We start from the raw sequence: 18720 nt of genomic DNA, 5'->3' as shown, positions 1-18720 counted from the left end.
CATGCTTCACTCCCCGTTTGGTTTCCCATTCGGATAAGTCGGTTTGGGATAGGTTTCTTAATTGGAATACTAACCTAATCACTTGCCAGTGTGATTATTATCAAGCCCCTATTATGGGCGCACTAAACGAATAGGAATAGAAGTTGATACTTCTGCAGATTTTATTATTGACATTCATAAGTATATCACAAAAAAACTAATGTCACAATTAGGCTGGGGGAAAATAACAAAAGAAAGGCTTGAATTTTTGAACAATATTCTTAAGAACAAAACTTTAAAGGTTATATGTAGAGATTTAAGTATTGCTCCCATTTATAGAAATTTTGTTCCGCTGGAATATGATAATTGGGAGACTGCATTGGATACAATTCTGTTTAAAAGTTAATTTGCAGCATGTTATGTAGTATAAAGTACATGATATTATTTGTTACTTTTGATAACACTGATTGTTTATGAAAATTACTTGTTATAAAAATATAAAAACAATTCAAATTTAAAACATATGGATTACGAAATTTTATACAAATGTGAGGCTGAGCAAAATATAAAATGTTATGTCTGTAAAGCCAATTTAAAGGATTATATAGCTTCTCTAAAGCCTGATTTTTATGAGTTCGAGGTACAACGCGGAATAGTAAGAAATTCATATCTTGATACTTTACGTCAGACAATTAGTAATAAAGAACCTATCCCTCCTATATCTTTAACTGTATCTGGTGAACCTGTTATTGATAACCAAATTTTAAAAGTTAAAGATGAAAATTCGGATATACTTGATGGACTTCAACGTACATTTCGTTTATGGGTATATAACTATATAAACAATATAGTTAAGAGTAAAAATATTTTAACCTTCTCTGAACTTGTTAGTGAATTAAAGTCTGATGATATCGGAACGCGTATTATTGATTTTTATTTTATTAATGCTAAGTTTTTAAAAGACTTTTTACCTATTGGTATCTGTGCAGCAAATATTCAATCCTTTATCGATGGATGGGAAAATTATAATCTTATTTTTTATATTTGGTATGGTTTGGATGATAAACAGGTAGTAAGAAAAATGTTGGAATTAAATGCAGGTCAGAAACCCGTTACATCTACCCATCAATATGAATTATTATATCTTCATTTTTTTAATAATGAAAAGATACAAATTCCAGAAGGAATGCAATTAATTCGTGTAAGAGATCCTTATTTTTTTTCTATACGTAGAGGAAGAAATAAATTAGGGCAGTTTTTACTATCATCTGTGATTATAGCTTATCAGTCATTTATTAAAAGAAAGCCTTTAAGAGTACAAACAGCTAATGAGGTAAGGGTTGATGATGACAATGATGATGATATACAAAATTTCTTTAATCCTGATAATCTCAATTCTTTCTTAAAATACATGTATATAGCTGATTCTATTTTATGTAACCAGGATACAAAACATCTAGCTTGGTATGGCAAAGATACAACTTTAAGTGGGATTTATGCGGCTTTGGGTCAATATATGTATGAAAATGGCAATGAATTAGAATGGGATAAGTTAGATTATATATTAAACAATAAAGTAAAAAAAATGCATTTTAATGTAGATCAATTTGAAGAAGCGTATAACAGATTATCAAGTATTAAAACTAATGTTGGATATGCTGTTAGAAAAGCTATCTATAAATTTACATTAAATGCTTTGCAATCTCATCCTGTGTCTTGGTACGAATGTTTGATAAATAAAGATAGTGAATTATGAAACGTAAAGATTTATATGTAGAAATATATAATACCGTATTAACTGAGGTACATATTGCAGATAGAGATACTTTAACAGAAATACTTGAAAGTCTTTCTATTTATAAATTTACAGACGCTTTTTCTTCATTATTACCATCGTTGAACGGTGATAAAAGTTATCTTAAGAATTTCGTTGAAAAGATAAAAGATTGTAGTAATGATCCTAATATTGACTTAGAAGAAGAAATAGACAATCCATTTGATTTTGCTTCTTTTGAAATGGTTGAAGCTTCAAGAAAAGTTCATTTGCATAAATTTTATCATTATAATATTGATTGCATAATTGTTACATCTAAATGTTTGTACTATGACAATAGTAAAAAATTTACTGATGCTATATTATGGGAAGCAATAGAAAAACTTTGGAAAAATATATTGGATGCAAGACTATCAAAAAATAATTTTTTTTTCTTCTCTAAAGAATTTAGATGATGATCATTTCTTTATATTAAAAACAGCTGTTATTACAGCTACTGATAGTTGGAGAATTTATTCTGAAGCATATTTTGAAAAAGTTATAAATAACGATATACTTATTCCTGAAGAATTAAAATATATCGATTCTGCTTTATGCACAGGACTTTCTCCGGATTGGAATAATTCATATGAGCAATATCATGACTCTTTCAATATAATTGCAGATATGCGAAATGCAAACGACTTACTTACTCGATTTTTAAAAATGTATCAAGTACTTGAATTCTTTACATTTAGATTAAAATTGATTCCTTTGACAAAAGGACAAGCTACAAGAAACTCTTTTATATCTAATGTTAGGCATACTGTAGATACTATATCTAAAGGAGAATTGAAGTCATTACAAGATTTATTTGCGAAAGTATTTAATAGTATTCACAACACTGAAGTTAAGAATCTTGTAGAACCCATTCAAACTAATAATATAAAACTAAGTAAATATCTTAATCAAACCTTAACTAGGCAAATAAAATCCATACTTGGCCTAACAAATCAGAATATTTCTAATCCAAGTAATGTGGCTGAATTAATATATAAGATACGATGTTGTATCGTTCATAGTAAAGAAAGCGAAATACATTTCACACCTAATAATATTTCGGAATACAAAGATTTAATACCTGTAATGAGAGTACTTATAAAAGTAATACAAAATAGTATTGTAGAAACAATTAATAATAGTGGAAAAAAGGATTTAGAATTTCAAAGTGAGTCAATGCTTTTGTATTGATTAGAATTTATAGAAAAGAATTATAACTGAATATAAGATAAATTCCTTAATGTTTTCATGCTAGTATAAATTCGCCTAGTTTAGTAACCCTAAATTGTATAAAATGAACCAATTAATTCATGAACGGAGTTTTGTGAATTAGTTGGTTTATGTCACTTTAGGTCTTTTCACCTATAATAAAGTTTGACGACAAAAACAGAAGAAATCACTATTTAAAATACAAAAATATTTTCTTTTATAACTTAAATTCGTATCTGTTGTTAGTAAAAGCATCCGATAAAGTACACATTGTAGATTCATAGAACAACAAACTCTTCTTATTAACGAATATAAAGTTGACAGGAAGAGTTTGCTATTATATTAGATTTCAATTGAATTTTCGTTGGACTTCTTCAACTTCCAGACATCCGGAAGTAGTTCTCGGATATCTCTGCCGGAGTCTTTTCCTTGATAATAGGGAAGCCTAGCAATGGCATAATTCAGCCATTCTCTTGGATTGACTTCCTGTGCCTTGCAGGTGGCAAGCAATGAACAGATGAGCGCTGTATTTTCCGCGGCTTCATGATTTTCACAGAAGAGAAAGTTCTTTCTTGAGAGCGTCAGAAGAGTATCGCGTTTTCAGACAGATTATTGTCTATCTTTATATTGCTGACTTTGAGACAGGTCTTCATTCTTGACCATAACGGATATACATAGGAGATAGCTTGTCCCTTCCGGCTTTTGGGCGGAACTTTGATTATATGTGCTTTTCATCCACTTTTCAAAGAAATCCTGCAGGGGTGTGGGGACTGACGGTTCCACAGTTTACGCTGTTTTTCCAGCGTATATTCCCGGGAGCCGTTATCGTCATGGAAAATGACCAGCTTTTCCATGACCGCCTTGAGCATCCATAGATACTCTTTGTCGGCCTTTCCCTTGCTGATAACTCTTACAGTGGTCCCGCCCGCCTGAACATACCAGTAGCCGATAATCTGCCGGACCAGCTCGTCATAAAGTGGTCTCAGCAGTTCATACACAGGCTTGAACCAGCCGATCAGTATGCTTTCGGAAAGACGGACACCCAGATGGCGGAACTCCTTGACCTGCCTGTAGAATGGAACGTGATATTCGTATTTCAGCAGGAGCATTTCGGCCAGCATGGTGGAAACCGACCAGACATTTGTAAACAGGAGAAGGTGGAAGCGGAGCAATGATTACGTCGCATTCACCTTCCCCGGGAAGACTCAGGTTGTCTTTCAGCCCATATTTGGGACGGACAGTCTCCTTTACATACAACCTGCCCGGTTCAAATTCCAGCATACGGGTATGTTCCTCGCCAATCCGTCTGTAACGGTCCCAATCCATCCGGTCAGGTTCAATCACCACTTCAACTACCGGCAGTCCCTCCAGGAGTTCGCGGTTACGTCGGGATTCCTTCTTCTTTCCATCGGGCTTTACTTTTGAAGGAACCGCTGCGCTACTGTCCTCTTCCCGGATGTTTTCATTCTGTCCGGTTGCAGGAACGGGATCGAACAGGGAGAGCTGGTTGGAATCCAGGGCTGCCAGCTTATCACTTCTCCGCCCGAAAAGCTGACGGTTCAGCCATGCTATCTGTGAAAGCAGTTCCTGTATCTTCCGTTGCAGCGCATCCGTCTGTTCCAGCAGTTTCCCGTTGGATTCGACAAGGGAACGGTTAGTTTTCAGGAGATCGGCTATCTGCTCCTGCTGACTCCTGATTATCTGTTCCATTGTATCCTGCTGAATCATCCGTTTCTATCTCTTTATATGATGTAAAATACTGATTTTTCGGTAGATACGCAATCGGATACATAAAAAAACTTTCAATAGAAGCCATCCATTCTACTGGCTTTTAACCTTTTCAGCCTCTCGTTCGGATTGTCACTGATTCCTTCCACCATCATGACCAAGTCGCGCCATTCCATCGGATAAGACCTGCTCCGGCTGTCATAGGCCGGCAGCCGGAACGTGCCCTCTTCCAGACGTTTCACATACAATACCATGCCGCCGTCTTCAGCATGGAGGAGCTTCATGGTGCTCCTGCTTCTGTTTATGAAGATGAAGACATCGCTCAGACGAACGTCATGTCCCATCCGGTCGTGAACCACTCCGCACAGAGAATTGATTCCCTTGCGCATGTCCGTCTTTCCGGGACACAGGAAATAGCGCATGGTATCATTCAGACAGAATATGGCTGCATAATTTGTGTATCAATCCAAATGTCAGTTCAGGGTTTCCATGGCTGTCAAGGTGGATTCTGATTCCGGAAGGAAGCTCTATCGTTACGTCGCCACCCGCACCTGACGGGAGATTGCCACTGCGACGCAGATCCAATGGAATGAATGTATCATCAGGAAGCTTGTCCGTATGGCTCAGGCTGAATTTCTTCTTCCAATAATGGAAACAGGAGGATGAATAGGCCTCATTCTCACAGAAATCTTTTATGGTTAGGCCACTGGCCTGTTGTCTTTCATAAACGGACAGGAACTCTTCTTTACTCATTATTCGTTTCATGTTTTTTATTGGCAAAGTAACGGAAGAGTGGAGGGCTTTAATAATGTGTATTTTATCGGATGATTACCATTCTAAAACATTACTTAAAAACTTGTATTTTAGCAATTTCAAAGATCTATTTGCTAACATTTATAGAACAGTAGTGATTGTTAGTATTGATTTAATGCCGTTATGGTTAGATTATGTCTTATATTAAAGTTACTATATAAGTTATTTGATAGAGGTGCTTCTATAATTTCTGCTTGATATTAGATTTTATCGCACACTAAATATCGGTTCTGATTAAAAGAGTTTGTTTGTCAATCTATGGTATTCTTTCGTAATTTACTATTATCAGAGACCAATATTAACTCCATTTCTAGGTTTGCGTTTCATCCCCTTAAGTATTTGAACAGATTGTTCCTGATAGGATAGAGGTTGGCTTTGTTTTTTGCCAGCCTCTATCCATTTAAGAAGCTCGTCCTCATAGAAATATAATTTTTTACCACGTTTATAGGCTGGGATGAGACCTGTACGAGCAAGTCTATAGATTGTCGGTTTTGATTTTTGGATAAGTATGCTAGCCTTATCTATGTCAATTAGTTGATGCTGATTATCCGGTTTCTGTGTTTGTAAGGTTTCAACTAATTGATAAATTTTCTCTACTTGTTCTGTTAAATAGCTTACAGCCTGCGGAAGCTTGTCGAATGTGATAGGTTCTTTTGTCATAGTATCTGTTTTTGCTTTTGAGGATTAATATTTGTTGATGCAATATTTATGAATATAAAGTCTGATTTATTGAATTATATCTGGATTTAATTTAATCAGGCATTCTGTTTCTGAGTGAGACATCTTTTTGATTATCGTGTTGATTTCATTTTCTTTCATGGTATCAGCAAATACTTTTTTAATGAATTCTGCTGTATATGAACGTCGTTTACCTAATGCTTTACCTATGTTCCAACCCAAATGCATAACATCTATAGCTTTCAATTTTGAATCTACTTTTATAGGAATAATATCTATAGCAGTTTTATCCTGAAAGAAATCTGAAATATAAGCACAGAGGCGCTGCAGATTTTCTTGGCTTGTATAAGCAGCCATCGTTTGATGGATGTATATATGTACTAACTCTAGCTTTTTATCGTTCGTACGTTTCTGTTCTATAATAGTATTCGAACGGAGTTTTTCATATTCCATAAATGCTTGTTCTGGTTCAATCACAGAATCATTAAGATGTTCATGGATAGACAAAGATTTGCTATGATGACATAAATATATAATTATCTCGTATAATGCAATTTGCATTGATATATATAATCCTGTAGATATTATAAAGACCGATATAAAAATAATATTTGAGCTGAATTGATCAAAGCCTGCATTGACTGCTTCAATGCGTATAGCAAGTGCTATAAGAAGTAATGTTCCAGCTACACTGGAATCTAAAATAAAATATTCAAATTTCTTCAAATACATAAGCCATATGTTTAACTGTTCGTAAGCAAAGGTAATGTTTACTGATTATGTATTATCAGAAAATGACAAGAGTGACATCAGACTTCATCAAACGTCACTAATTGTCATAAATAGTTTGATTATTATTGGAAAGTAAGAAGTGTTCAGATGGAATAGGGGCGGATTAATTTATGGGATTGAATGTAAGACATGAATTTATAACTTATCATATAATAAACAAAAGTGGTATTCTTTCTATATTATATGATAAGTTATGCTATAATTCCAATAATCGTTCCGCTAATGGCGCATAATACTTTTGTACTTCTTCAGCTGTTGGAGTATGACCGCCAGGAAAGTGGTATGAATATTTATAATGCATTAAAAATAAAGGCTCAAAGTGTGCCAGATGGTCATTCTCACCAAATATCCCCCATATATTTTCTTGGTTAGCTACCTGACAATTGTCCCATTGATGCTGTTGAAGTTCTGCGAATTCATCAATCAATGTTTGGTTAATGACAAGCTGCTGGTTTCCGTTAGCTCGTGGAGATTTGTATTCATGCGAACCAATACGTTCCATCAGGAAGCTTGTCATTTCGAAATGGGGATTTCCGAGTAAAGCAGGGATATTGTTTTTAGATGCTACTATCTGTGCCAAAAACGAGCCATTACTGTTTCCTACCAATATATCAGGTTTTTCTTGGTTGCACAATCTTTGGATAAAGTCGATAGCTTCCTGTGGATGCAGGGGTAAGTCTGGACTCAAGACTGTTGCCTTACCGCTGAAATATTCTTTCAAGGCAAGAACTGGGATACATGTACCTGATGCAAAGAAACCATGAAGGAAAAGAATTTTCTGTGCCATAATCAACAACCGCTTCCGTCAATATTACATGTTGCTCCTTCGTTGATAGGACGTGAACGTAATCCGGCATCTTCTGGATTCAAAGTAACCGTACCGTCTTCCAATACAAAGCAAGGAATTCCAACGGCTCCAACACTTTTGGCTTCATTTAAGGCCGGATGATGATCTCTTAGTCTCAAGAATGCTTTCAAATCTCTTACGTGTTGACCAATATCAATGACTTCATATTGGTTATTATCTTTTACTTGCTCTTCTACATACGTACAATCCGGACAAGTTTCCATTCCATATATTTTTATCATAGCTGTAGTTATTCATTTAAAGACTCAATTTTCTTCAAAGATACTGATTCTGCCAGATTATGCAAACTCTATATTATGATAAAACAGGTTATAGATAAGATAAAAGCTATATTATTTCAATGAAATCTTATTAGCCGTCTCTCGCTTTTTGGAATTGACCAAATCAGCATAAATTTGTGTTGTCGATACATTAGCATTTTCGATACTGTATAAATATCTGTGCCTAAAGAGATTTGTATGACGGCATACGAGTGACGGAAGCAGTGGAAAGTTATGTGTTTTTTGATTCCGGCTTCCGAAATCCATTGCTTGAGAGGCTGATTCGTCATAGCTCTGGTCAGTCCTTTAAATACGCGGCCTGAACCAGGAATACCACATAGTTCCAATTCTTCGTTACTGATGGGGAGAGTAGCTTCCGTCTCTGTCTTTTCTGTGCAAATTCTGATGTAATAGCCATTGTCGGGACCAACTTTGATATTATCCCATGTAAGCTTAAAATACCGCTGATGCGAAGACCAGTCATACAGGAGAATAATGAAGCTTGTTTCAGTACAGGAATTTTGCATGGTGTAGCGGCCAGTTTTTTGACCTCCGCTAATGTAAGATACTGCTTTTTGACTTCTTTCCATTCAATCTTGTCTATGAAGTCATTCAGATTTTCACGTAGCATCTTCTCTTGATAAGCTAATTTCAGTAATGCAGGGAAAGTTGAAAAATAGCCAGCTTCCGAATTTCTCGAAACGCTGATATTAGGATGACGGATCTGTTCATAGTTCAGTAGATATTGAGTAAAATATCAATTATCTTGTATATGCCATTATTAGCCATTCAAGCATCATCAAATATACTCTTCTAAATTCTAAGTGATAGTATCGATAGAAAACTAAGTAAGTATAAATTTTAGAGAGAGCGTACGAGAAGGAGATATGTCTGAAAATATGTTCTAACCTAACCAGGATTTTATATCCATTTTATAATTAAAATGTTATTCTGAATCCCAAACATAAATTTGTTTTTCGTTGGAAATGAAATGTTTGATGAATTATTGTTAATTTTGTAGATTATTCTATTAAGGTAGTTTAGATAAAAATCAAGACCATTAAAATGTAATTTATGGATAAAATAAAGAACTTCGATATAGTTGTAAATACCTGCCTGGCAGATATCGAATCAAGGTCAAAGAAGTCTGACTTTGACAAAAATGATTTTTTGCTGTCTGTGGTTAATGGCTTTGAAGATGGGAAGTGGCGTGAAGATCTTTTTCGCCAGTTTGTCATGAACAATATAGCACAAACAGGTTTATCTGCAGATGAAAGAGAAAATATTTGTACAATTGATCCATACACGCAGATAACTCGCTCAATAATGAATCTCAGATTGGTTGATTGTGAGAATGGCCAAGGCAGTGAAATTGCCGAAATAGTACTCTATGGGATAATGCGCTATCATTACAATGCATTACCTGTGGTACCTAAAATATTCTATAAGCAAAATTCTAATGATAACGCAAAAGGAGCCGATAGCGTACATATTGTTATTGATGAAGATAAAATGGATTTTACGTTGTGGCTTGGTGAAGCCAAATTCTTTAATGATATCATAGATGAAAGGTTATATGACCCTATCAATTCAGTGTTTGAAGCGCTCGGCACGGAAAAGATAAAGAAGGAAAACTCAATAATAACAAATATTAAGGATTTAGAGTATGTAATTAATAACCCAGACATAAGAAAAAAAGTAAAAGAAGTACTTCGTCATGATGTATCGATAGACGAGGTAAAAAAAAGGCTACATGTTCCTATTATGTTGTTACATGAATGTAGTATAACTAAAGGAGCTAGAGAATTATCACCTGAATATCTTGAAGAAATAAAACATTATCATCTAAATAGAGCTGAGAGATTTTTTATGTCGCATAATAATAAGCAGAAGAAAGAAGGTGTATATGGTTTTGAAAAAATAATGTTTCATCTCATACTGTTTCCTGTGCCTAATAAAGAGAATATTGTAAACTGGTTTGTTAAACGCGCTAATCAAATAAAACAAGATGCTTGAAAGTGAAGTTTTTGATATCTGTTATAATATCAACGAACTGATCCTAAACAGTCAAATGGATACAGCTCGTACAGAGGTAATAAAATTGCTTGATAGACTGAATCGTGAAGGCAAAGAATACTCTCCTATGGTCAACCATTTTATAAGAGAAGTTGGTCTGTTCCCTTATATTGATAAAAATACAGCATCATGGCAAGAACAAGCTGTATTTGAGGCTTATAAAACAGATCTTGGCGGTGGCGAACAAAAGACGCTTCACAGTGCTCAGTCGAGAGTTTTAAAACGATTGTTGGCAGGTGATAATATTGCACTTAGTGCTCCTACTAGTTTTGGTAAAAGTTTCATCATTGATGCTTTTATTTCTATTCGTAAGCCTGATAATGTGGTTATTATTGTCCCTACAATAGCTTTAGCAGATGAAACTCGTAGAAGGATTGAGCATAAGTTTTCAGGAATGTATAAAATTATTACTACCACTGACGCGACCCTTAGAGAACGTAATATATTAATACTACCACAGGAGCGTAGTTTTGCATATGTAGGTAAGTTTGAAAGTATTGATATGCTCATTGTGGATGAATTTTACAAGGCAAGTTCTTCATTTGATGATTCGCGTAGCACTTCTCTACTAAGCGCAATGATTGAACTTGGCAAGATAGCGAAACAAAAGTATTATCTCGCTCCTAATATCCATAATATCAAAGAAAATGTGTTCACTAAGGGTATGCAGTTTATGCGTTTTACAGATTTTAAAACTGTAATAACTATGGCTAGCAAAGTCTATGAGAAGATGGGGATTGATGAAAACAAAAACGACTTTAAAGCAACAAAATTGCTAGACATTTTAAGAAAACATAAAACTAAAACTTTAGTATATGCAGGAAGCTATGATAATATAAATACTATTTCTAAACTGCTCACCAACAATATGCCAAACAAAGAAAATGATTTATTGAACAACTTTTACGATTGGCTTAGAATAAATTATGGCGAATCTTTTTCTTTGTGCAATTTGAGTAGAATTGGTGTTGGTGTTCATAATGGTAGAATGCATAGGTCATTGAGCCAGATTCAAGTAAAACTGTTTGAACTTAGAAATGGCATTGACACTATAGTTTCAACTTCTTCTATAATAGAGGGTGTTAATACCCAAGCAGAACAAGTTGTAGTGTGGTCAAATAAAAATGGTAATCGCAAATTTGACTATTTTACATATCGTAATATCATAGGCAGAGCAGGCCGTATGTTGAAATACTTTGTAGGTAAAGTATATTTGCTAGAAGAACCTCCAGCTCAAGAGAATACTATTTTAGATATTGAATTCCCAGAAGATGTAGTAGAAATGCTTGATTCTGAAAATCCTGGAGTGGAAATTAATGATGAACAAAATAATCAGATAAAAGAATATGAATCATATATGTCAGAAACACTTGGTAAAGATGTTTTCAATAAGATAAGGAATAATTCATTGATAAAGTTATGTAAGCCGAGTCAACTGCGTTTTTTAGTTGGCAAAATTAAAGAAAATCGCAATTGGCCTAATGGATTTGAATCATTGGCATCTACGAATTCATACTATTGGCGTAATCCTATTTCTGATGTAGCAGATATGCTTGGAGATAATATGAAAGGATTGATGAAAATTGCTATATGGAAATTTCCTCAAAACTGGCAAAAATCTATGGCTGAAATACATGGAGAGTTAGTGAAAGATGGTTATGAATTTAGTCAGGAAGATTTATTTCATGCAGAACGTTATATGTCATTCAATCTTTGTTCTATTCTGAATGTTATTAGCATACTTAAAAGATTAATCTATCCAGATACTCCTGATATATCTTTGTTTCTCGCTAAAGCAGCAAATGCTTTCCTTCCTAAGCTTGTATATCAATTAGAGGAGTATGGACTGCCTAGAACTTTAAGTAGAAAAATTCAAAATTCAGGTTTAATAGATCTTGAAAACGATGAGATGGAGGTTTCTGATATAATAGAGGAATTTAAGAAAATTGGCTACGACAAATTGACAGAAAGTATACAAGATATTCACCAATTTGAAAAGTTTATTCTTAAGTATTTTTATTCTGGTATTAGTTAGTAATGTAAGATGCTGTTATAATCATTGTAAATACATGGGGCATCAGAATGCTATTGGTGGCAAATCACCACTTCAGGCCAAAGCACATATATTCCCCCTTTTTGTATGTAATGATTATGGCTTGTTCTTTTTTAGTTAGCGTAAAACTTGCCCGATGTACAACTTTTTAATATTGAGTTAGTATAATACACAAGTCAATTATACGTTGCCAGTAGTTTCCAATCAAGAATTGCTAGTAAGCTATATCAAGAGGGTACCCTTTGAACCATATCATATGGCTTTGGGATTACCCTCTCAAATTCGCCAAATAAACCGAACATGAAAATAAAAGCATAACAACTGTAAATATCATCCTAAAAAATGAGTAGAAATTTGTAATTAAATGCAGTGTTCTCGGCTTTTAATTATGAAATTAAGATGTTTGTTATGAAATATTACTTTAATGAGATTTTGTTGGCGGATTCCCGTTTCTTCTCACTGACAAGCTCCGCATAAATCTGAGTTGTCGAGACATTACGGTGAGTAAGCATTTTGCTTACTGTGTAGATGTCCGTTCCTGCTGCAATCTGGAGGGTTGCAAAAGTATGCCGGAAGCAGTGGAAGGTTATGTGTTTTTTGATTCCGGCTTCCGAAATCCATTGCTTGAGAGGCTGATTCGTCATAGCTCTGGTCAGTCCTTTAAATACACGACCAGAACCAGGGATACCACATAGTTCCAATGCTTCGTTACTGATGGGGAGAGTGGCTTCCGTCTCTGTCTTTTCTGTACAAATTCTGATGTAATAACCATTGTCAGGGCCGACTTCAATATTATCCCATGTAAGCTGTAAAATATCGCTGATACGAAGACCGGTCATACAGGAGAATAATGAAGCTTGTTTCAGTATAGGAATCTTGCATGGTGTAGCGGCCAGTTTCTTAACTTCTGCTAATGTGAGATACTGCTTTTTGACTTCTTTCCATTCAATCTTGTCTATGAAGTCATTCAGATTTTCACGTAGCATCTTCTCTTGATAAGCTATTTTCAGTAATGCACGGAAAGTTGAAAAATAGCCAGCTGCCGAATTCCTCGAAACGCTGATATTAGGGTGACGGATCTGTTTACAGTTCAGTAGATACTGCCTGAACTTCTGACAAAGCTCTACCGTTACATCACCGAAAGTGCAATAGCCGTTTACAAACTTTTCAAAATGCTGGTAAACGCAGTCCCATTTGTGATACTTCAGTTTTGCTTTCTCACGAAAATAGGCAAGGAAGTCAGCTTTCATTTTGTGCTTGTCAAGAAATCCAAATTCCTCATTAACGATTGCCTGTACTCTGATACAACGAATGGCTTCAGCCTTACTCAGCATTTCATTGTTGAAATCACGTTCAATCTCATTTTTAGGACGGGCATAGATATAAATGCCAAGATATTCCCTGCGACTCATTTTCATTGTGTACGGATTGCGAATAGCCGGATAATAATCCAGATAGAGAGAAATTCTGCCGTTACTGATAACTCTTTGTCTCAATGTTACGTTAGTACATGTAAGTGCCATAAGATTAATGTTTTTGGTTGATAAATTATTATTATCGGTACAAATTAAACTGGTGTTTTCTTGGTGAATACTCACACCGGGAAATAACTTATACCGGGATTATTCAATGATAGGATCTTCGAACAAATTATCGAGCTCAGCTTTGGATATAAGAGTATATTTCCCCTTCTTAATCTTGGGAATTTGATGATACTTGGTATAATGGTATAGCTGGTCTCTTGTTATTTTGAATTTTTCCATCGCTTCTTGAACTGTGTAGTATTTGGGCTCTTCAGCCTGACGTATTCCTTTTGCTATATCGAAGTGCTTTTTTGAATAATATACTGTAATACCAACCTTCTTTTTCGGAATGGCATTTTTATAAACAAAAGAGTATATAGCGTTAAGGCTCATTTGAAATTTGTCCTGTACTTCTTGCACACTATACCATTCTGTAATGTCTGTATCTGGAGCCTTCGAGGAAAAATAAGCATCAACATGCTTTTTACTCCAGTAAGTCTTACCACGGTTGAATGTCTTTGGAATTTTATTCTTCTTAGACATAACAAAAATCCATGATTCACTTACATTGAATTTTTTCATTATTTCGGCTGTAGTATAAAATTCTTTGATAGGTAGAGTGTCCTTGGGCATTCTAAATTCATAAGGATGCCGTTTTAACATCTCATCTATATCAGAGCGTTTGACGAAAGATAATCTGCTGCTAATTTTTGAAGCTTGAAGGTATCCTTTATAGACCATCTTATAGACTGCTTGTCTGGTAATACCTAAAAGAATTCCAACCTCTGAGAAAGATAGAAACTCTTTATCCTTAATTGTGATGATAGGTAGTTCCTCAATCCTATTTTGAGTATTCTCTTCAGTAGCCTTAATGTTTTTCTCTCTTTCTCTTTTTTTGTAAGCTAAATTTGCACACCTGTGAGAGCAGTACTTTGTACTTATTTTTTGTGCTTCGAATCGTGTTCCACACCATTCGCAAATCTTTTTAATTTTAGTGTTACTTGCTGGCATATTACTCAAATTTTAAATGTTTATTTCGCTTTATTTCTCCCGTTATGTGTCAACTATCGTAAATCTTAGTAAACCATAGTCAACTTTCTCCACAACCTGTCCAGCGTAAAATGCCGGAATTTTGCTTCGTGGTACAAAAACGGTACAAAAAGATGATGTGCAAAGCTTATAAATGACTAATATTGACCAGTAGAGCAACAAAAAAGGCGCCCCGTAAAGAGCGCCATATCAATCGATTATAATCAATTTAACTCATTGATAATCAGATAGTTACTTGCCGATGCAAAAATGCTTGAATATATTACCCAAAACCTCGTCATTAGTAATTTCTCCTCCAACAATTTCCGCCAGGTGGAACAAACATTCACGCAGATCCTGGCTGACAAAATCTCCTGAGAGCTGCATATCCAGTCCCTCCTGTACGCGGTGGATTGATTCAAGGGCTGCACTCAACGCCTCATAATGACGGATATTGGTCACAATTAAGTTGCTTTCAGTAATTTCCGGGATATCTGCAATTTTCAATAACTTGTTTTGTAATTCCTCAATACCCATTTTTTTCTTTGCGGAAATAGTGATGACAGGGCAGTGAGTACATTGTTTCAACTCCTCTGCGATAGAAGCATAACCACCATTCTGCGTATCTTCCATGATATCCGCCTTATTCAGAATGATGACCAAAGGCTTGCGGTTGCATCGGGAAATAATCTCCTTCGAAAGCTTCTCAAACTGTATTTTTGCTTCTGCGATATCAATGACCCAAAGTACGATTTCCGCCTGTTCCAACTTTTTGAAACTACGCTCTATACCCAGACTTTCTATCGCATCACTGGTTTCACGGATACCGGCCGTATCGATAAAGCGGAAATTAACCCCGCCGATGTTCATGGTATCCTCAATCACGTCACGCGTAGTTCCATGGATATCACTTACGATAGCCTTTTCCTCATTCAACAGTGTATTCAGCAATGTCGATTTACCCGCATTCGTTTCTCCCACGATTGCCACAGGAACTCCATTCTTGATTGCGTTGCCCACACTGAACGAACGGACCAGTCCGTCTATGATCTTTTCGATTTTGTCAGCCAATCCCTTCAATTCCGAACGGTCGGCAAACTCCAGTTCCTCATGATCACTGAAATCCAGTTCCAGTTCCATTAAAGAAGTCAGGTGCAGCAACTGTTCCCGTAGCCTTCTAAGCTCCTGACTGAATCCGCCACGCATCTGATTCATTGCCAGACGATGTGTTGCCGCCGAAGACGAAGCAATCAGATCCGCCACCGCTTCCGCCTGGCTCAAATCCATCTTTCCATTCAGGAATGCACGCTGTGTAAACTCTCCCGGCTGAGCAGACCGACACCCGTTCCGGATCAGCAGCTGTATTACCTGCTGCAAAATATAAGCCGAACCGTGGCAGGAAATTTCCACTGAATTCTCTCCCGTATACGAATGAGGAGCATGAAAAATGCTGACAAGCACTTCGTCGATCACTTCTTTCTGCTCATTCAGAATCTGTCCGAAAGTAAGTGTATAAGGTTTGCGTTCCGCTAACTTTTTCCCATTAGAAACCGGTTGGAAAATGCGGTCGGTAATTGCAATGGCATTTTCTCCAGAAACTCGGATGACAGCTATGGCTCCCCCGGGAGCTGTAGCTATCGCACAAATAGTATCCTGTGTATTATTCATTCTTGATGATTCTTTATGTGCAAAATTACGAATAAAAAGTGACATGGAAAAATGATTGGTCACCTATGCTTCAGTCTGCATACCATTCTTCTGACAATGGGCTTTCCTTTGTTTATCGGTCTCTGTTTATTATTCCCTTTTCATTGTTCCCTGTTTATTGATTCCTGTTCATTGATCCTTGTTCATTAGTCTTAGTTCATTGTCAGATTCCTCTTTGCATATCGTTTGCTGTCAGTTCTCGTTCACTGTCAGTTCTGTTTTTCCCTCAGCATCCGGACTTCTTTTTCGATGTCGTAAGCATTTCGCTGTCCTTTTCCACGTTCACGTTCCCTTTCACGGCGGATGGAATCCTGCTGCATCTGCTGGCGGATGTAACGTTCAAACCGTGAGGTCTCCTCCGATGGAGAAGGGGATGGCTGGTGCTTCTGCCGTACAGAATCTGAAACTGCCGACTGTTGCAGGCGCAACTTACGGGCAATCGAATCTGCCGGGATTGAATCCGGAGCAGACGCCTGCTGCTTGTCCGCCTTCTGAACCGCGGTTTTACTTTCCGTACGATACACAGGAAGCGTAGGCAACTGTCCAAAACGGGAAGTTAGTTGAGGTGCCTCCGTCAGCATCCCTTCTGTATATGCGGAACCGCCGTTTTCCGTCAGCGAATCGTTGCGTCCTGCAGTTACATGAGATGACAGATACTGGCATGAATCACTTGTCTCTGAAGCCGCCAATACCTCTTTCGTACGCTTGAAATAATTCGGGAACTTGGCACGGTCTTCGGCTGTCGGCTGATAATCCTTGTAAATCTTCCACGCATTCGCATGCTTCCGGTTACGCTTGATGGCCCGCCCGCGCTGTGTCAGATTTTCGTAGAGCAACTTATCGAAATCCAAGACCATCACAATGCTTGGACCAACCGGTGAGGTGACAAACAGATACGTGCTTCCCGGAGCAGGCCGCAGGTTTCTTCCATATTCCTCAGTCAACTGGAACGGGTTCAGCTGCCAGTGAATTTCCCATTTTTTCTGTATATTCGGCATCACGTCATATACCGGATCTTCCCCGAATTTCGTCCAGATGGTATACGGTTCCGCCCGTACATATCCTTCAATCTTCTTGACCTTCGTAGTATCGGTAAAACTGCGCGGCAGGGAGAAATCCTCCTTGAATTTCATCCACTTCTTGTCGATGGGAGCCTCCATCAATTCATTCAGTTTCCTTTCCGTTGGAGGAGTGAAATCAAATTGGATCTGACGGATTGCCTCTTCATTCAATTTAAGTTCCGATTCCTGCTTTACGGTCGTCTGTCCCTGAACGGGAGATGACTTGACCATCAGAATCAGACACAGAAATGTGAATTCCAGACTCGTCTTAAGTACAGTGCTCATATGGTTCATTCTATTCTCACTAGTGCTCCGTGCCGTGCTGATTACGGACTTACCGGTATATCGGTTTACTGTTTATTTTATGATAGGGGAGAGATGCATGCTCCGGCCGGTTACCTTCCTTTGATTCTTCCGCCCTGCATCCAGCAGCGACGGTAATAGTTCTCCTCCAGGCTGCTGACAATGACGCCACGGCTGGTACTGGCATGTATGAAACGTCCGTCTTTCAGGTAAAGTCCCACATGAGTAGCCGTACGTTTGTTTCTTCCGTTATGAAAGAAAACCAGGTCACCTTCCTCCAGTTTCCCCTTACTGATTTTCCGGCAATCCTGCGTCCGCTGCTCCTCGGAACTCCGCTTCAGTTGCTTGTGATACACCGTGTGGCAGAGTTGCCGGGTAAGTCCGGAGCAGTCAACTCCTCTTTTCGTATTTCCTCCTCTGCGGTAGGGAACACCGATCCATTTAGAGGATTCCACATACAACCGGTGGTTGTCTTTCAGGTCGATGTCCATGTCCAGACGGACTGCAGCCTGTACCAGCTCGGAATAATCCAGGCGGGGAGCTCGTGTCGCACAAGAGGACAACAACCCTATTGCTAGTAACCCGTATATCACCGGCATGAAGCGTATACGCCTCAGGAAGCTGCGGCTAAAATATAAAGAATGCATAAGTGTCAGTCATTTTCGTTTCAAACAAATGTACATAAAAATATGGGACAGCACCTTTGTACTGTCCCATATTTTAAATTCTTTAAATATCCTTTTTTTCTTTTTCCTATTCAGGCACCGGCCTTGGTTGTAGCATCCGGATCTGTCTCTGATGCGGAGGCTGGAGCTCCTTCTGTTTCTG

The 18720-nt window shown here is 37.2% G+C and carries 16 protein-coding genes and 2 pseudogenes; 5 read left to right on the top strand and 13 right to left on the bottom strand.

Going from position 1 to position 18720, the window contains the following annotated elements:
* The first annotated feature begins 502 nt into the window (after positions 1 to 502).
* Genes H3001_RS14665 through H3001_RS14655 form a run of 3 tightly spaced genes read left to right on the top strand, consistent with a single transcriptional unit; the run spans position 503 to position 2983 of the window.
* Positions 503 to 1735: a hypothetical protein gene (locus tag H3001_RS14665; protein WP_117816606.1), complete on the top strand. Its 1233-nt coding sequence runs from the start codon at positions 503 to 505 to the stop codon at positions 1733 to 1735.
* Complete coding sequence (locus H3001_RS14660; RefSeq protein ID WP_181215322.1) at positions 1732 to 2208, top strand: hypothetical protein; 477 nt, start codon at positions 1732 to 1734, stop codon at positions 2206 to 2208. The genes H3001_RS14665 and H3001_RS14660 overlap by 4 nt, the downstream gene beginning before the upstream one ends.
* A complete protein-coding gene (locus tag H3001_RS14655) occupies positions 2156 to 2983 on the top strand; it encodes a hypothetical protein (protein ID WP_181215321.1) in 828 nt (275 codons plus the stop codon). The genes H3001_RS14660 and H3001_RS14655 overlap by 53 nt, the downstream gene beginning before the upstream one ends.
* 360 nt (positions 2984 to 3343) lie before the next feature.
* On the opposite strand, the pseudogene H3001_RS14650 reads toward H3001_RS14655, so the two are convergent.
* The 8 genes and pseudogenes from H3001_RS14650 to H3001_RS14615 form a co-directional block, all read right to left on the bottom strand.
* A pseudogene (locus H3001_RS14650) lies at positions 3344 to 4729 on the bottom strand (IS66 family transposase).
* Positions 4730 to 4803: 74 nt separating this feature from the next.
* On the bottom strand, positions 4804 to 5151 hold the full coding sequence (tnpB, locus tag H3001_RS14645) for an IS66 family insertion sequence element accessory protein TnpB (protein ID WP_080704533.1): 348 nt from the start codon (positions 5149 to 5151) through the stop codon (positions 4804 to 4806).
* A gap of 4 nt (positions 5152 to 5155) precedes the next feature.
* A complete protein-coding gene (tnpA, locus tag H3001_RS14640) occupies positions 5156 to 5494 on the bottom strand; it encodes an IS66 family insertion sequence element accessory protein TnpA (RefSeq protein WP_032946534.1) in 339 nt (112 codons plus the stop codon).
* A 333-nt stretch (positions 5495 to 5827) separates the two neighbouring features.
* Positions 5828 to 6202: a helix-turn-helix domain-containing protein gene (locus tag H3001_RS14635; protein ID WP_032946532.1), complete on the bottom strand. Its 375-nt coding sequence runs from the start codon at positions 6200 to 6202 to the stop codon at positions 5828 to 5830.
* 66 nt (positions 6203 to 6268) lie between these two features.
* On the bottom strand, positions 6269 to 6952 hold the full coding sequence (locus tag H3001_RS14630; RefSeq protein ID WP_032946531.1) for a hypothetical protein: 684 nt from the start codon (positions 6950 to 6952) through the stop codon (positions 6269 to 6271).
* A gap of 256 nt (positions 6953 to 7208) precedes the next feature.
* Positions 7209 to 7799, bottom strand: a complete 591-nt coding sequence (locus tag H3001_RS14625; RefSeq protein WP_032944709.1) for a YqiA/YcfP family alpha/beta fold hydrolase — start codon at positions 7797 to 7799, stop codon at positions 7209 to 7211.
* Between the two features lie 2 nt (positions 7800 to 7801).
* Complete coding sequence (locus H3001_RS14620) at positions 7802 to 8101, bottom strand: glutaredoxin (RefSeq protein WP_032944712.1); 300 nt, start codon at positions 8099 to 8101, stop codon at positions 7802 to 7804.
* Between the two features lie 111 nt (positions 8102 to 8212).
* Positions 8213 to 8894, bottom strand: a pseudogene (locus H3001_RS14615) (site-specific integrase); the annotation flags it as partial.
* A 320-nt stretch (positions 8895 to 9214) separates the two neighbouring features.
* On the opposite strand from H3001_RS14615, the gene H3001_RS14610 reads away from it, so the two are divergent.
* Positions 9215 to 10156 carry a HamA C-terminal domain-containing protein gene (locus H3001_RS14610; protein ID WP_032944713.1) on the top strand — a complete coding sequence of 314 codons (942 nt, stop codon included), beginning with the start codon at positions 9215 to 9217 and terminating at the stop codon, positions 10154 to 10156.
* On the top strand, positions 10149 to 12251 hold the full coding sequence (locus H3001_RS14605; RefSeq protein WP_117816604.1) for a DEAD/DEAH box helicase: 2103 nt from the start codon (positions 10149 to 10151) through the stop codon (positions 12249 to 12251). Before H3001_RS14610 ends, H3001_RS14605 begins: the two co-directional genes overlap by 8 nt.
* Positions 12252 to 12685: 434 nt before the next feature.
* Here the strand turns inward: H3001_RS14605 and H3001_RS14600 are convergent, their stop codons facing one another.
* From H3001_RS14600 to H3001_RS14580, 5 genes are all read right to left on the bottom strand, one after another.
* Complete coding sequence (locus tag H3001_RS14600) at positions 12686 to 13792, bottom strand: site-specific integrase (protein WP_117816603.1); 1107 nt, start codon at positions 13790 to 13792, stop codon at positions 12686 to 12688.
* 99 nt (positions 13793 to 13891) lie between these two features.
* Entirely contained in the window at positions 13892 to 14803 is a 912-nt protein-coding gene (locus H3001_RS14595; RefSeq protein WP_032944762.1) for a helix-turn-helix domain-containing protein, read from the bottom strand.
* A 270-nt stretch (positions 14804 to 15073) separates the two neighbouring features.
* The gene (gene mnmE, locus H3001_RS14590; RefSeq protein WP_181215320.1) at positions 15074 to 16489 is read right to left on the bottom strand and encodes a tRNA uridine-5-carboxymethylaminomethyl(34) synthesis GTPase MnmE; all 1416 of its coding nucleotides are present in this window, start codon (positions 16487 to 16489) and stop codon (positions 15074 to 15076) included.
* Positions 16490 to 16737: 248 nt separating this feature from the next.
* Complete coding sequence (locus H3001_RS14585; RefSeq protein ID WP_181215319.1) at positions 16738 to 17874, bottom strand: DUF4858 domain-containing protein; 1137 nt, start codon at positions 17872 to 17874, stop codon at positions 16738 to 16740.
* Between the two features lie 110 nt (positions 17875 to 17984).
* Entirely contained in the window at positions 17985 to 18491 is a 507-nt protein-coding gene (locus H3001_RS14580) for a C40 family peptidase (protein ID WP_394367815.1), read from the bottom strand.
* Between the last annotated feature and the right edge of the window lie 229 nt (positions 18492 to 18720).

The sequence above is a fragment of the Phocaeicola faecicola genome, from assembly GCF_013618865.1.
GTDB lineage: Bacteria > Bacteroidota > Bacteroidia > Bacteroidales > Bacteroidaceae > Phocaeicola > Phocaeicola faecicola.
The sequence above is the reverse complement of the archived record's forward strand: the minus strand, read 5'-3'. Positions and strand labels throughout refer to the sequence as shown.

What these genes read in the sequence shown, in the direction of transcription:
- H3001_RS14610 (WP_032944713.1), top strand. Translation starts at nt 9,215, where the DNA reads ATGGATAAAATAAAGAACTTCGATATAGTTGTAAATACCTGCCTGGCA.
- H3001_RS14595 (WP_032944762.1), bottom strand. Translation starts at nt 14,803, where the DNA reads ATGCCAGCAAGTAACACTAAAATTAAAAAGATTTGCGAATGGTGTGGA.
- mnmE (WP_181215320.1), bottom strand. Translation starts at nt 16,489, where the DNA reads ATGAATAATACACAGGATACTATTTGTGCGATAGCTACAGCTCCCGGG.
- H3001_RS14625 (WP_032944709.1), bottom strand. Translation starts at nt 7,799, where the DNA reads ATGGCACAGAAAATTCTTTTCCTTCATGGTTTCTTTGCATCAGGTACA.
- tnpA (WP_032946534.1), bottom strand. Translation starts at nt 5,494, where the DNA reads ATGAAACGAATAATGAGTAAAGAAGAGTTCCTGTCCGTTTATGAAAGA.
- H3001_RS14600 (WP_117816603.1), bottom strand. Translation starts at nt 13,792, where the DNA reads ATGGCACTTACATGTACTAACGTAACATTGAGACAAAGAGTTATCAGT.
- H3001_RS14635 (WP_032946532.1), bottom strand. Translation starts at nt 6,202, where the DNA reads ATGACAAAAGAACCTATCACATTCGACAAGCTTCCGCAGGCTGTAAGC.
- H3001_RS14585 (WP_181215319.1), bottom strand. Translation starts at nt 17,874, where the DNA reads ATGAGCACTGTACTTAAGACGAGTCTGGAATTCACATTTCTGTGTCTG.
- H3001_RS14660 (WP_181215322.1), top strand. Translation starts at nt 1,732, where the DNA reads ATGAAACGTAAAGATTTATATGTAGAAATATATAATACCGTATTAACT.
- H3001_RS14620 (WP_032944712.1), bottom strand. Translation starts at nt 8,101, where the DNA reads ATGATAAAAATATATGGAATGGAAACTTGTCCGGATTGTACGTATGTA.
- tnpB (WP_080704533.1), bottom strand. Translation starts at nt 5,151, where the DNA reads ATGCGCTATTTCCTGTGTCCCGGAAAGACGGACATGCGCAAGGGAATC.
- H3001_RS14580 (WP_394367815.1), bottom strand. Translation starts at nt 18,491, where the DNA reads ATGCCGGTGATATACGGGTTACTAGCAATAGGGTTGTTGTCCTCTTGT.
- H3001_RS14665 (WP_117816606.1), top strand. Translation starts at nt 503, where the DNA reads ATGGATTACGAAATTTTATACAAATGTGAGGCTGAGCAAAATATAAAA.
- H3001_RS14605 (WP_117816604.1), top strand. Translation starts at nt 10,149, where the DNA reads ATGCTTGAAAGTGAAGTTTTTGATATCTGTTATAATATCAACGAACTG.
- H3001_RS14630 (WP_032946531.1), bottom strand. Translation starts at nt 6,952, where the DNA reads ATGTATTTGAAGAAATTTGAATATTTTATTTTAGATTCCAGTGTAGCT.
- H3001_RS14655 (WP_181215321.1), top strand. Translation starts at nt 2,156, where the DNA reads ATGCAAGACTATCAAAAAATAATTTTTTTTTCTTCTCTAAAGAATTTA.